Annotated in this window: 13 protein-coding genes; all 13 read left to right on the top strand. The window is 30.1% G+C overall.

Translation table 11 applies throughout. The features are described 5' to 3' along the window. Nucleotides 1-35: 35 nt before the first annotated feature. The 13 genes from IA57_RS11990 to IA57_RS11930 all read left to right on the top strand — a co-directional run bounded on the left by IA57_RS11990 (nt 36) and on the right by IA57_RS11930 (nt 14,626). Complete coding sequence (locus tag IA57_RS11990) at nt 36-944, top strand: helix-turn-helix domain-containing protein (protein WP_036124042.1); 909 nt, start codon at nt 36-38, stop codon at nt 942-944. A 155-nt stretch (nt 945-1,099) separates the two neighbouring features. Then, nucleotides 1,100-2,113: an efflux RND transporter periplasmic adaptor subunit gene (locus tag IA57_RS11985; protein ID WP_051881065.1), complete on the top strand. Its 1,014-nt coding sequence runs from the start codon at nt 1,100-1,102 to the stop codon at nt 2,111-2,113. A 14-nt stretch (nt 2,114-2,127) separates the two neighbouring features. Then, nucleotides 2,128-5,328: an efflux RND transporter permease subunit gene (locus tag IA57_RS11980; protein ID WP_229730286.1), complete on the top strand. Its 3,201-nt coding sequence runs from the start codon at nt 2,128-2,130 to the stop codon at nt 5,326-5,328. A 107-nt stretch (nt 5,329-5,435) separates the two neighbouring features. Further along, complete coding sequence (locus tag IA57_RS11975; protein ID WP_051881064.1) at nt 5,436-6,716, top strand: TolC family protein; 1,281 nt, start codon at nt 5,436-5,438, stop codon at nt 6,714-6,716. Nucleotides 6,717-6,856: 140 nt separating this feature from the next. Next, nucleotides 6,857-7,357: a hypothetical protein gene (locus tag IA57_RS11970; protein ID WP_036124038.1), complete on the top strand. Its 501-nt coding sequence runs from the start codon at nt 6,857-6,859 to the stop codon at nt 7,355-7,357. Between the two features lie 52 nt (nt 7,358-7,409). Beyond that, nucleotides 7,410-8,174: a patatin-like phospholipase family protein gene (locus tag IA57_RS11965; protein WP_036124035.1), complete on the top strand. Its 765-nt coding sequence runs from the start codon at nt 7,410-7,412 to the stop codon at nt 8,172-8,174. A gap of 37 nt (nt 8,175-8,211) precedes the next feature. Continuing rightward, nucleotides 8,212-8,739: a DUF4833 domain-containing protein gene (locus tag IA57_RS11960; protein WP_036124034.1), complete on the top strand. Its 528-nt coding sequence runs from the start codon at nt 8,212-8,214 to the stop codon at nt 8,737-8,739. 45 nt (nt 8,740-8,784) lie between these two features. Further along, nucleotides 8,785-9,891, top strand: coding sequence for a mechanosensitive ion channel family protein (locus IA57_RS11955; RefSeq protein WP_036124031.1), 1,107 nt, complete (start codon nt 8,785-8,787; stop codon nt 9,889-9,891). Between the two features lie 35 nt (nt 9,892-9,926). Then, a complete protein-coding gene (locus IA57_RS11950; RefSeq protein WP_036124029.1) occupies nt 9,927-11,585 on the top strand; it encodes an ABC1 kinase family protein in 1,659 nt (552 codons plus the stop codon). 259 nt (nt 11,586-11,844) lie between these two features. Beyond that, nucleotides 11,845-12,726, top strand: coding sequence for a lysophospholipid acyltransferase family protein (locus IA57_RS11945; RefSeq protein ID WP_084176767.1), 882 nt, complete (start codon nt 11,845-11,847; stop codon nt 12,724-12,726). 14 nt (nt 12,727-12,740) lie between these two features. Next, on the top strand, nt 12,741-13,355 hold the full coding sequence (locus IA57_RS11940; RefSeq protein ID WP_036124025.1) for a TetR/AcrR family transcriptional regulator: 615 nt from the start codon (nt 12,741-12,743) through the stop codon (nt 13,353-13,355). Then, the gene (locus tag IA57_RS11935; RefSeq protein ID WP_036124023.1) at nt 13,352-14,200 is read left to right on the top strand and encodes an RteC domain-containing protein; all 849 of its coding nucleotides are present in this window, start codon (nt 13,352-13,354) and stop codon (nt 14,198-14,200) included. Before IA57_RS11940 ends, IA57_RS11935 begins: the two co-directional genes overlap by 4 nt. 147 nt (nt 14,201-14,347) lie before the next feature. Beyond that, nucleotides 14,348-14,626, top strand: a complete 279-nt coding sequence (locus IA57_RS11930) for a helix-turn-helix domain-containing protein (RefSeq protein ID WP_036124021.1) — start codon at nt 14,348-14,350, stop codon at nt 14,624-14,626. Nucleotides 14,627-14,726 lie beyond the last annotated feature (100 nt).

The following is a 14,726-nucleotide window of genomic DNA, read 5'->3' as shown; positions in this document are numbered from 1 at the left end:
TAATACAGTATATTTGAGTACAAAATCTACTCAAAATGTATCCACAATCTTCAATAAAAAGTCTTACAATAGATGATTTGGTGGAAATTATTGGAGATATACCACAAGAAGAAAATGGATTACATGTTCATTTATCAAAAAATAAGTTTAAAGAAATTCCTATAGGTTATCCTTTTAGAGGTAATTCCTATGCTTTTTTACTAGTAGTTAAGGGAAGTTTAAAAATCCAATTAAATCTACTGAGATATACTATAAAAAACTCAGAGATAATAGTTATAAATCCACAAACGGTTACTCATATTCAAGAAATGAGCAAAAATCTTGAAATAGCAACTATTAGCTTTAATGTTGATTTTATATTGAGAAACTCAATTAACAAAAATGATATTGATACTTTAGACTTTTTTACGGCAAATAGTATCCCCAAGTTAAAATTATCTAAGGAGGATTTAAAAACGTTTATTTCTGTTTCAAAAATTTTAGAAAAAAATAATCGACTTGGAAAAAATAACCCATATAATAATGAGATAATAACTCATAGTTTTAACTTATTAATGTATCATTACGCTTCATTATTAAAGATACAGTTTCCTAATCTAGAAGCAAATTTAACAAGACAGGAAAAATTAGCACTTCGTTTTTTGAAATTGTTAAATGAAAATTTTAAGCAAGAACGAACAGTTCAATTTTATGCAGATATTTTATGTTTAACACCTGGTTATTTGTCTAAGGTTTTAAAAATTATTTCAAAAAAAACAGCAAGTCAATTAATTGATGAAGCGGTAATAATGGAGGCAAAACTACTGTTAAAAAATCAAACCTTATCAATCTCGGAAGTTGCAAACGAGCTTCAATTTAGTGACCAATCTTTCTTTGGTAAATATTTCAAAAAACACACGGGTTACTCACCTTCTAAGTTCAGAGAGATTAAGTTTAAAAGTTAAGTTTTGACCAACAAACTTCCTTAATAGTGCATTTTTTTTATTTTTTTTAATAAAAATAACTGATTTTGACCAATTTTTCCTTTTTGTAGACCTGTTGTAATTATATCAATAATAGGACTTTTGTAACCTATTATTATAAAATTATAGCAATAAATATGAAGCAAATTATCACCTTTACAACTTTGGCTTTATTATTAGTAGGTTGTTCAGAAAAAAAGGAAACTGTAAAAGAAGTTGTGATTCCCAAGGTCACTGTTAAAAAAATTAATTCAACAGTAGAAAAGGAATCCCTAACATATAGTGGAACCATTGAAGCAGATAACACAGTATCTTTAGGTTTCTCAGTTCCCGGTAGAATTTCAAAAGTTTATGTTCAAGAAGGTCAAAAAGTAAACAAAGGGCAGTTACTAGCAACAATAGACCAAACCACCTATAAAAATGCATTTGATATAGCAAATGCAGGCTTAGAACAAGCAAATGATAACTTCAAAAGATTAAATAGTTTATATCAAAAAGGTAGTTTGCCAGAACGCGATTTTATTGCAGTTAAAGTGGCTGTAGCCCAAGCAAACGCAAACAAAAATTTAGCAGCAAAAAATTTAGCAGACACTAAACTTTATGCCCCTTTTTCTGGAATGATTACAGCTAAAATGACAGAAATAGGTGCTACAGCAGCACCTGGTGTTCCTGCTTTTACTGTAATGAAAACAGATAAAGTATATGCTAAGGCTTCTATTACTGAATCTGAAATATCTAAACTCAAAATAGGTACAGACGCTAAAGTTGAAATCTCTTCATTAAATGAAACTTTTAATGGTAAAGTAGCTATTGTAAATCCAAGTGCAGATGCTGTAACCAGAACTTTTAATGTAAAAGTTCGCCTTGACAATAAGGAAGATAAACTATTACCAGGAATGATTAGTAATATAAAAATCAATACAGGTAATACTGTAGATGTTATTACAGTTCCTTCAGAAAGTATTATAAGAGATGCTAACAATATACTATATGTATTTGTCGTAAAGGAAAATAAAGCCATTAAAAAAAGGGTGTCTCTTGGTAGTTTTAAAGGAAATGAAGTAATAGTTACCAAGGGCTTGTCAATAGGTGATTCGGTTGTAATCGCAGGAAACAAAAATTTAAAAGACGGGCAAACAGTGTCTCTATAAAAGAACTGAATAAGATGATGAAAAAAGTAAAAATAAACTTTATAGAGGCTGCAATGAAATACCGTCAGGTAACCATTGTACTTACGATATTGTTAATGATTTTGGGAATATATGCTTTAGCGACTATGGCTCGAAGTGAAGATCCACAAATTACGGTTCGTAAAGGTTTGGTAATAGCAGCTTTTCCTGGCGCAGACGAGTTGCAGGTAGAACAACAATTAACCAATCAGATTGAACAGTTTTTATTTGGTTTTGAGGAGGTTAGAAAGGAAAAAACAATATCAGAAACCAAAGAAGGCCAAGTTGTTATCACTGTAGAATTGAATGAAAATGTCATAGATACTGATGGGTTTTGGGCGACTTTACAACATGGTTTAAATACCACATTTAGGCAAAATTACACACTTCCTCAAGGAATGATTGGCCCAATAGTAAATAGTGACTTTGGAGATGTTGTAGCTCAAATGATAACAGTTTCCGCACCAGGACGTAGTTATGCGGAAATTGAAACATATTTAGATGAGTTAGAAGATGGTTTAAAAACCATTAACGAAACATCAAAAATAAAACGTTATGGAGGACAAAAACAGCAGATTTACGTAACGGTACAAGACGAAAAAATGAAACAATATGGTTTCGATTTTTCAACTATTGCTCAAGTTATTCAAATGCAAAATAATACTGGATATTCTGGTGGTATTACTTTAGAAGATTCTGAGGTCTCTGTTTTTGCCAAAAATCAATATAAAAATGAAGCTGATTTAGGTAATCAAATTGTGTATAGTAGTCCAGATGGTAAAGTGGTTCGCTTAAAAGATGTGGCATCTATTGAACGTCGTTACGAAGAAGTGTCAAGCTTTATTAAAGTTGATGATCAAAAAGTAATGATGTTAACTGTAGAGATGCAACCAGGTAATAACATCGTCCAATTTGGAGAGAAAATAACAGAAAAAATCAATGAAGTAAAAAAACAATTACCTCAAGATGTTCAAGTTACTACTATTGTAGATCAGCCTTCAGTTGTAAAAGGAAGTATTAGCCACTTTATGCTAGAATTTGTTATTGCAATTGTAGCAGTAATTATTGTGGTAATTCTGTTATTACCATTCAGGGTGGCAATAGTTTCGGCAGTGGCATGTCCTATAGCTATTGTTATAACATTTGGAGTTTTAAATGTTATTGGTATAGAAATTCATCAGGTAACATTAGCAGCCTTAATTATAGTATTGGGTATGGTAGTGGATAATGCCATTGTAGTTGTAGATAATTACATTGAAAAATTAGATGAAGGAGAAGATAGATGGACAGCTGCTTGGCAAAGTGCTACTCAATTAATGGTGCCAATTTTTACAGCAACCATGGCAATTATTTTTGCTTTCTTACCATTAGCTTTTTTCTTAAATGGCTTAGCTAAGGAATTTATACAAGCTTTACCTATTGCTGTTGCTGTTGCACTATTTGCTTCGTTGTTAGTAGCATTATTGTTAACACCATATATGTGCTATGTCTTTATAAAAAAAGGATTAAAACACAAGGTAAGTGATGGAGATAAAAAAAGTATGTTAGATAGGTTGCAGCATGTATTTAACAATGCACTAGATTATAGCTTTAGATGGCCAAAAGCAACATTATTTATTGGTTTTTTATCTGTTGTATTAGCAGTTTTAGTAGCAATGGGATTAGAGCAGGAATTGTTTCCAACTGCAGAAAGAAATCAGTTTAACATAGAAGTTTGGTTACCTAATGGAGGAAATTTAAAACAAACGGAAGATGTAGTAACACGTGTTGAGAATGAAATAAAACAAGATGAAAGAGTTTTGGGTGTAGCTAGTTTTGTTGGTACTAGTTCCCCAAGATTTCATTCTACGTATGCACCAGAATTTCCTCGTAAAAACTTTGCCCAAATATTTATAACTACAACAGGTAAAGAAGCCACACAAGAATTGGCAGATGAGTACATTAAAAAATTCGAAGGTTTTGTTCCAGATGGTTATATACGTATAAGACAACTTTCAATGAAAGAAACACCGGCACCTGTTGAAGTAAGAATTGTAGGTGAGGATTTAATTAAACAAAAACAAGTAGCTGAGCAAGTAAAAACAATTTTAGAAGAAGCAAAAGGTACAAACTGGGTAAGAACATCGTATCAAGATGATTATTATGGAGTAAAAGTAAATTTAAATGACGATAAGGCAAATCGTTTAGGAGTAACAAATGCAATGGTTTCGCAAACTTTGGGAGCAGGCTTAAAAGGGTATCCAGTTTCTACGCTATATGAAGGAGATAAAGCTATTGATATTCTTTTGCGTTTTGATGCTGAAAACCGTGAAAACTTTAACGATTTAGGAGCTTTAAACATACCTACAGTATTTGGTACAAAAGTGCCTTTAAGAGAAGTGGCAGACATTACACCTGAATGGCATACAGGAGCTATTACACATAGAAATGGTTTAAGAACATTAACGGTTAGAGCTGAAGCGCAATTGGGCATAAAAGCAGCCACAATACAGAATGGCATTATGCCTAAAATTAATGCATTACAATTACCAGAAGGTATATCAATCAACTATGGAGGTGAGTACGAAAGCACTAATGAAACTGCACCACACATGATGGCTTCTTTAGGTATAAGTTTAATTCTCATCTTTTTAGTGCTTTTATTTCAATTTAAGGATTTTACAAAAGTATTAATTGTTTTAGCAACATTTCCGTTGAGTTTATTAGGAGCATTCTTGGGGCTGTTACTTACAGGGAATCCAATTGGTTTTACGGCCTTTATGGGAATTATTAGTCTAATTGGTATCGTAGTAAGAAACGGAATTATTTTGGTGGATTATGCAGATGAATTGGTATTAGAACACGGTTATACCGTAAAAGCAGCAGCTAAAGCTTCAGGTAAAAGACGAATGCGTCCAATCTTTTTAACATCTGCAGCAGCAGCTATTGGTGTGGTTCCAATGATAGTGGGTAAATCACCGCTATGGGCACCTTTAGGAAGTGTATTAGCAGTTGGTTTAATAGTTTCTATGGTATTAACCTTATTTATAGTACCTATACTCTATTACAAATTTGTTAATCCTCAACCAGATGAAGTACATCCTCATCCTAATGCAGAAGTATTTGAAACCATCTTGTATAAACCTAAAAAGAAGAGTAGAACACTTCGCAAATTAGAAGTGATGAAGCATAAATTAAAAAAACGAATCAAGAAATAAATAAGAATACTATAGGACTACTGTTTTAAAAGATTAATAGCAATAATCCCTCTTTTTATATAAAGCAGTAGTTTCTATAGTTCTTTTAGAAAAACTTAAAACAAATTATGAGTACATATAAATATACGCTATCAATAGTTTTTTTGCTGGTTTTTACCATTTTTCACCAGGCTATAGCCCAAGATAGGTTGTTGAGTTTAGAAGAAGCAAAATCAATGGCCTTATCTAATAATAAAAAAATTAAAAAAGCAGATAAGACCATTGAAGCAGCCAAAGCTGCGAAGGCATCGGTTTATGCATCAGACAAACCCTTCGTAGAAGCAAGTGGTATGGGAGTTCATGTTGGAGACCCATTAAATACATTACTGCCAGAGTTTTTCGCAAACGCCTCTTTAGGAGTTACTCAAGTAATTTATGCGGGTGGTAAAATAAACACGGCTAAACAAATGAGTTCTACAGCAGTGGATTTGTATACTTCACAAAAAGAACTAACAGATAGCGAAGTGCTTTTAAATGTTGAAACAACGTATTGGCAAATAATAAATGTAAAAAGCAAAGTAGAGTTAGCTAATAAATATAAAGCGTTATTAACAGAATTATTAAAGGATTTAACTAACTCATACAATGCCGGTATTATATATAAAAACGATGTTTTACGTGTACAAGTACAGTTAAACCAGGCAGAACTAGATTTAACAAAAGCAAAAGATGGGCTTAAACTGCTAAAACTGAAGATGTCACAATTAACAGGTATGTCTAACATAGATTTTTCAGTAAAGGATACAATTAGTAATGATGTTATTTTATTAGATGAAGTTTCACAATCAACAGCAATTGATAATAGACCAGAAATAAAAATGCTTAAAAAAGCTGTTGAAATTGAAGAGTTACAATCTAAAATTTTAGAAGCTGACAGAAAGCCAACAATTGGACTTAATGTAAGCGGAATCTATGCTAATGGCAAACAAATTAATTTCACAGATGGAAGTAATGATTTAACCTCTTACTACGGTTTGTTAAATGTCAATATACCCATATTTGATTGGGGAAGCAGAAAGAAAAAAGTGAAGGAACAAGAATTCAAAGTCGAAGCACAAAAATTAGAATTGGAAGAAACCGAAGAATTATTGTCACTTCAAATTCAAAATGCCTATTTAGAGCTTCAACAGGCAATACAAAAAGTTGAAATTACAGAAAAATCGTTACAACAAGCTGATGAAAATTTAAGATTAAATCAAGATCGCTTTGATGTTGGAACCGTAACGGGAAAAGATGTTTTGGAAGCGCAAGTGCTTTGGCAGCAAGCATATTCAGACGTTATTGATGCTAAAGCAAATTATCGAATAAGTGAAGCCAATTATAAAAAAGCAATTGGAGATTTTAAATAAAAAAAGATTAACCTTAAAAAATAAACAAAATGGAAAAAAAATCACAAAAACCAATTAGAGTAAGAATAGCTGAAAAGCTAATAAAAGATCAACAAGAATTAGACCGTTAAGCGGTTCAAGTTTCTCTTGGTAAAGCAGAAATGAATGATGAATTTAAAAAGGCAAAAGCAGATTTAAAGAAAAATATTCATGAAGTTAAAATTGAACTAGCTCACGAACTTAAAGAAACAGAGGTGTTTATAAAAAACAATTTAGAAAAAATTGAAGAACACTTAGATGAAGATGTTACTTATTCAAAAGAAGCTTTTGAAACGCAAAAGAAAAATATTGTTAATGCTATTAATGATGCGAAGAAAAGTATTAAAAATAGCCCTCAAACTAAAAGAACAAATCAATTATTTAATGCTATTTCTCAAAAATCCAAGTTACAACTAGAACTTTTGGAAAAAAACATATCAGGAAAAAAAGTTGAACTAACACAAGAATATAAGAATAGTATGGAAGCAGCTACCGAAAAATTCAAAGAATTTGCTTCAAAACTTGATGAGGAAAAAGAACAGGCTACAGAAAAGTTGGACAACTTTAAAAAAGAAGTATCACAATCTTACAAACATTTAAAAAAAGCGTTTAAGTCTCTATAATAAAAAACAATCCTTGTCATTAAAACGTCAAGGGTTGTTTTAAAATAATAAAATGAGTAAACTAGGTTTAGCACTTTCTGGAGGCGGTATTCGTGGTATGGCACATCTTGGCGTGTTACAGTATTTAACAGAGTTAGGCATAAAACCTTCTGTTATTTCTGGTACAAGCGCAGGTGCTTTAGTTGGAGCATTTTATGCAGCAGGCTTTGAGCCTAAACAAATTTTTAAAATAGGAAAATCTGAAAAATTCTTTAATTATTCAAGCCTATTTAAACGACAAGGTGTAGGATTATTTTCAACAGATATATTCGAGAATATAATTAAAAAACATATTGCTCAGGAAACGTTGGAGTCATTAGAAATTCCATTATTTATCACAGCAACAGATTTGAATAACGGAAAATTAAAAATTTTTAATGAAGGTTCATTAGCCACAGCTGTAAAAGCTTCTTGTTGTGTACCATTGGTTTTTCAACCTGTTTTATTTGAAGGAATCTACCTTAGTGATGGTGGTATTTTAAATAATTTTCCTGTAAATATTTTAGAAGGTAAAGTCGATAAAATTATTGGCGTCAATGTAAATCGCATAAACACCATAGAAGGTAAAATAGGTTATAAACAAATTATTGAAAGAACAGTTCAAATAGCAATTGGCAACTCTGTAGAAACTCAAAAATATAAATGCGATGTATATATAGAACCACCAAGTATTAGAGACTATGGAATTTTCGATTTCAAAAAAGCAGATGAAATATACCAGACTGGGTATGTTTATGCTAAAGAAAAAAAGAATGAATTGTTACGTTTCCTTGATTAATTTATTTTCTATTGAAAACAAACAAATAGAATTTTGTATGAAAACTTTTTTTTCTTTTTTCTTTTGCTTTTTTATTAATTCCATCCTCTTTTCACAGGAAAATTACCCGGTACCTGAAAAAACAGCATCAAGACTTTTTTATATACAACATAGTAATAACTATAATACTTATGTATATGATGCAAATATGGAAGGAGATTTTATTAGCACTGAGAATCCAATTAATGAGTATAGAATAGTCTATACAGAAGACGGTGCTAAAAAACCATTGAATAAAATTCAAAAGCAATTTGCTTACGGAATGATTACGAAATTAATTGCGCCAAATCTTATAGAAATGCATTTGGCAGCATCATCAAAGTTAAAATTCTATCTCACTTTTAGTGATAAAGAAAAACCTAGAGTTTATGTAACTATAAACAAGTGTAAACTATACTTAGATAGCATGTTTGTTCAACTTAAAGAAGGTTCAACTTCCCTAAAAACAAAAGCTAAATATGTTTTGTTCTCAGGAAAAGATTTTATTACCGGCGAAAATGTAGTAGAAAAATTAATAGTAAAATAACTTCAAAATTCTATGAAGTTATCTAAGACATAATAACAAAACCATATGATAGAATTTTACAACAACTATAAGCAGTCCATTTTTTATATGTTTATCGTAATTGCTGTGGTGGTGTTTTTACGTTTTTTAACAAAATTATTGCACAATAAACTTGAAAAGCTAGCGCTTAAAAAATACCCTAATGAAGACCCAAAAACAATCCATTTAACCAAACGTATTTTAAATGCACTTTGGATCGTCTTAGGGATTATGGCTCTTGCTTTTATTTTTATCGATGAAGAACATTATAAGACGGCCACAACCAATTTTTTCCTTGTCTTGTATTTGGGTGTTATTGCAGTGCTAACCCTAGTAATAGCCTCTTTTGTGCAATTATGGTTTTCTAAAAAAATAAAAGAAAAGACAGCACAACAACAAGATGCTACAAGTTATAAGTTTTTAAGGTATGTAGCAATTGTTTGTGTTTACTTTCTTGGAACATTATTAGCAATACTAGCTTTTCCATCATTAAGAGATATAGCTCAAACCGTTTTAAGTGGAGCAGGTATTATTGCTATTATAGCTGGAGTTGCTTCTCAAGAAGCACTAGCAAACCTTATAGGCGGTTTTTTTATTGTTTCGTTTAAGCCTTTTAAGATAGGAGATATTATTAAGGTAGATCAAACCATGATAGGTACCGTTACTGACATTACATTGCGCCATACTGTAATTAGAGATTATGAAAATAAGATGATAGTAATTCCTAATGCCATTATAAACAAAGAAAAATTAGTCAATTATGATTTAGGGGAACGCAAGTGTTGTCAATGGATTGAAATAGGTATTTCTTATGACAGCGACATCGATTTGGCAAAACATATCATAAGAGAAGAATGTGAAAGCCATCCATATTTGATAGACAATAGAAGTGAATTAGATAAATATAATAATGAAAAAAAAGTAAAGGTACGTGTTATTGGTTTAAATGATTCTGAGGTTACTTTAAGAGCTTGGGCTTGGGCAAACAATTTTGAAGAAGCATTTGCAATGAAATGTGATCTCTACGAAAGTGTTAAAAAACGTTTTGATAAAGAAGGTATAGAAATACCGTTTCCACATCGCACTTTGGTTTTTAAAGATAAGGTCTCACAAACAACACAAAGCTCAAGTTAAATCTATAATAGGCAAAACAAAACATATAAATCATAATGGGAAATAATACTAATAAAATAACTAGAACTATTAAAATAGCTTCGGTACTCTCAAAATATGGATTCGAAGATATTATTTCACATAGTAGTATCGACAAGATAATACCTAAGAAATTTATTCATGCAAATGAAAAAATAGATAGAATAAAATCACTTTCTGTTTATGCACGTATTAGAATGGCTATTTCAGATTTGGGACCAACTTATATAAAATTAGGGCAATTATTTAGTGATAGAGATGATTTATTACCCTCTGAACTTACCGCAGAATTAAAAAAACTTCAAAATAATGCTGGCGAAGATTTTATAAATGTAAGAGAAAAAATAGGTAAAGAATTACAAATTAACCCAGATGATTTTTTTGAATCTATAGATGAAAAACCTTTTGCAACAGCTTCAATATCCCAAGTTTTTAAAGCGCAATTAAAAACAGGAGAAAAAGTAGTCTTAAAAATAAAAAGAGAAAAAATTCAAGAAACAATAGAAGCAGATCTTTTAATAATGAAAGACCTTGCCAAAATACTCGAAAACTATAATGCAGAAAGTAAGAAGATAAATTTATATAAAATTGTTCATACGTTTGAAAAATCAATCCATACAGAACTTTCATTCTTGCAAGAATTCGATAATATTGAACGCTTCAGAAAAGATTTTCAAGAAGATGAAAACTTGTATGTGCATAAAACATTTAAGCATTTGTCTAATAATAATATTCTGTGTTTAGAATTTATAGAAGGCATTAAGATTACGGACATATCTTCACTAGAAAATCAAGGGTTTGATACTAATCAAGTAGCTATGGTAGGCTTTGATATGTATATGCAACAAGTATTAAAGAATGGTTATTTTCATGCAGACCCACATCCAGGAAACATTTTTGTAACATACAAAGGAGAGATTTCTTTTATAGATTTTGGTATTATGGGAAGGTTAATGCCTTCAGATATCGAGCATATCGAAGATTTCTTACAATATCTTATAAATAAGGATGCTAAAAAATTAATATCTACACTAAAAAAAATAGCAATAACATACTCTGTAAAAAATCAAAAACAATTAGAACGAGATGTTTATCAAATTTTTGAAATTGTGGATGAGTCTTCATTAAATAATATTGACTTAACCTTAATTACAAAAAAATTAAAAGAAATATTTAAACAAAATGAAGTAGAATTTCCTGATTACGTTTATCTCTTAATGAAAGGGATTGCATTAATTGAAGGTATAGGTAGAAAATTAAACCCAAATATTAATGTTTATCAAATAATAGAACCCTATGCTATTGAGATTATTCAAAAAAAACTTTCCCCAAAATATACCTTTGTCAAAGGTATAAAAAGACTACAAAATATTTCAGAACTTCTAGGGGATTTACCTAATGAAATACAATCTCTAGTTCACAAAATTAAAGAGAACGATATAGAAGTATCGCACAAGATAAAAGGTATTGAGTTAGTTGCAAGTACAGTAGATCGTCTAGTAATAGCAATAATTTTAGCAGCACTTTCAATTGGTTCTGCAATACTAGTATTAGCAGACATGCCCCCTAAAATTTATAACATACCTGTTCTTGGTTTTTTAGGTTTTACAATTTCATTATTTCTAGGGATATATATAGTTGTTTCAATGTTGAAAAAGGATAAATCATCAGTATAATACTGAATATAATTTATGAAAGATAATACCAAAATAACTAAAATAGTAAATAACATTAGGGATTATACTTTTGAAATTATAGATAAAAAATCTAACAAAAATTTGTACACCACAATTAGTAGAATATATAGAATTGAAAAAATATCAATACAACAATTAAGGAGGATAAAATTGAGAATATTGATATAGATTATTTATACCTGGCTAGTTAGGTGTTAAACATAGAACAAGCCATTACAAATATATTAAACTCTGACTTATGCTTTACAAAATATCATATGTGTTTTCACTTCTTCCGTTAAGACTATTGTATCTGATATCAGATGTCTGTTATTATTTGTTGTATTATGTTGTAAAATATCGTAGAAAAACGGTATCAGAAAACATTAAGAATTCATTTACCAGTCTAAACAAAAAAGAAAGGCTAATTATTGAGAAAAAATTTTACAGAAATTTCTGCGATAATTTTATTGAGACATTAAAACTTTTGTCGATATCAAAAGAAGAATTGCATAGCAGGATCTCTGTAGATTATTCTGAATTAATAAACATAATATCTCAAAAGAAAAATTGTCATGTTTATTTGGGGCATCAGTTTAATTGGGAATGGGCGAATTTACATATTTCAAGTGTATTAGAAGATAATGTTATAGTTGCTTACAAACCCATAAAAAATAAAAAGTTTAATAGCTTAATGAAGCAAATGAGGAGTCGATTTGGTTCAAAATTGGTTTCATCAAAAAAATTAAAACGAGAGATTGAAAAATTCAAGGACAATCCACATGTATTAGTTTTAGTTGCAGACCAAACCCCAAAAATTTCAATAAAAAGTTTTTGGACAAATTTTTTAAACCAAAAAACAGCCTTTTTAAGTGGAGCCGAACTTTATACGGCATCAAATAAAACCACTTCCTTTTTTGCAAACATTATTCGTTTAGATAGAGGTTATTACAAATTTGTTATAACACCTCTTTTTGATTTTTCAGAACAATATCAAGTTGGATTAATCACACAATTTTATGCCAAAAAATTAGAAGAGTCAATATATAAAAACCCTGAAAACTACCTCTGGAGTCATAGACGTTGGAAACGAAAATATAAAGATGAATATAAAAGGAGATGGATTGGAAATTTATCATAACAAAAAAATAGAGTATGGCTTTTAATAGAAAAAAAATGATTTTAGAACAAGCAGTCAATATGTTTTTTAATTATGGGATCCAGCATATCACAATGGATGATATTGCAAAAAAATGCGGTGTGTCTAAAAAAACAATTTATAAATATTTTGAAAATAAAGACGATTTATTACATCAAGTTATAGAATTACAAATAAAAGAGCTGAAAAAAGAAATTTTTGAAAACAAACAAATAAGCAAAAATGCATTACAAGAATTAATACTTTTTTTTGATTATATAAATGAGCTTTCTTTTAACATATCTGCTTCATTTGGCAAAGAATTAAAAAAATACTATCCAACAATTTTCTTAGAAGTTGTTAAACACAAAAATATTATAGTAATACCTTTTCTTAGAGAAAATATCATTAAGGGTAAACAAGAAGGGTATTATAAAATGGATATAAACACAGAAGAAATTTGTGAATCTTTTAATGATATTTCTAAAATCATTTTTTTGGATGGTTTTTTCTACAATCCAGGAACAAACCAAAATACGCTTAAGTTTTTAAACTCATTGTTTTTACATAGGTTGGTGTCGGTAAAAGGATTAGAAATGTTAAATGAGTTTAATAAAAATAAAACTATTTGAGTTCAAAAATAAATAACCTACTAACTAATCTTAATGATCAATTAAACTTCATAGATTTAGAAATCGATAATCAATCTACTCGATGTGAAAAAGCAATAGAAATCATTCTAAAAACTATAGACTCATTAAGAGGCGTTTTGTTAAAAACAAAGTTTAAAACAGATGCAGAAGAGATAAAATTCTTTAAAGAAATTAAACCCCAGTTTACATCCAAGTTAATTTATTACAATACAATTTTTAAAATTGAAATGAAAAGACCAAACGGAGGTAGCCGAATTGTAAAAAAATATTATAACAATGAATTGGTTAAACTGAAAGCATTTTTTGACAATGAATTAGAGTTTTATAAATACTACCGTTCAGGTAGTACATACCTAGATCATAAATACTTTTTACGTAGTAAGTTCGACATTAAAATGTCGTTATCTAGCTACTACTTTGAAGCAGATACAAACTTTTCAACCTCACATGATTATAAAGTAGCTAAGATACTAGCCAACGATTTAATTCAATTGTATTTAGAAAATAATTTAGTATTAATTGGTAGTAAAGACAATGGCGAAAAATCACAACGCAAACCGAACTTGAAAATGATTTGGACAAGCCCAAAAGTAGCCTTAATTGAGCTGGTTTATGCATTACACACAGAAGGTGTCTTTAATAATGGTGCTGCTGATTTAAAAGATATTGCAGAATATTTTGAACATATTTTTGAAATAGATTTAGGGCAATACCGTCGTACATTCCTTGAAATTAGGACTCGGAAAGCCGATAGAGCAAAATTTCTTACCACATTAAATAAAGGATTGCTAAAACGAATGGAAGATACCGATGAAGGGATTTAGGTAAAATCGTTCACAACACAATCCCCGTTGTGAATAAACAAAATCAATTCCCTTCATATTTGCCAAACGAAAGTCAAATCACATTAATAGCTACTGCTGCGAATGTTATGTTCAAAGCGGTAGCTATTTTAAACTAAAAACTTTACTATGGCAGCAACAATTATCACTACCGAAGATCTTCGAGAGTTTAAAGAAGAATTACTGGAAGATATTAAAGCAATCATTAACCACCAATCAGGTTTTGCACCTAAAAAATGGCTCAAATCACCAGAAGTAAGAGACCTTTTAAGTATCTCACCAGGAACATTACAAAATCTTCGCATAAATGGTACATTACCATACACAAAAGTCGGTGGAGTCATCTATTACGACTACGAAGAAATCCTTAAAGTAATGGAAGAAAACCGCATTCATAATAAGTTTTAATTCCCGCAAAGGCGGGAATCTCATTAATGCTAACTTAAACTGTCACCTTGAGCGCAGTCGAAAGGTTGTTTCAGTATCTCATAAAAATGAAAGGTAACGT

The sequence above is a fragment of the Mangrovimonas yunxiaonensis genome, assembly GCF_000733475.1.
GTDB lineage: Bacteria > Bacteroidota > Bacteroidia > Flavobacteriales > Flavobacteriaceae > Mangrovimonas > Mangrovimonas yunxiaonensis.
This window is presented reverse-complemented; position numbering and strand designations above follow the sequence as displayed.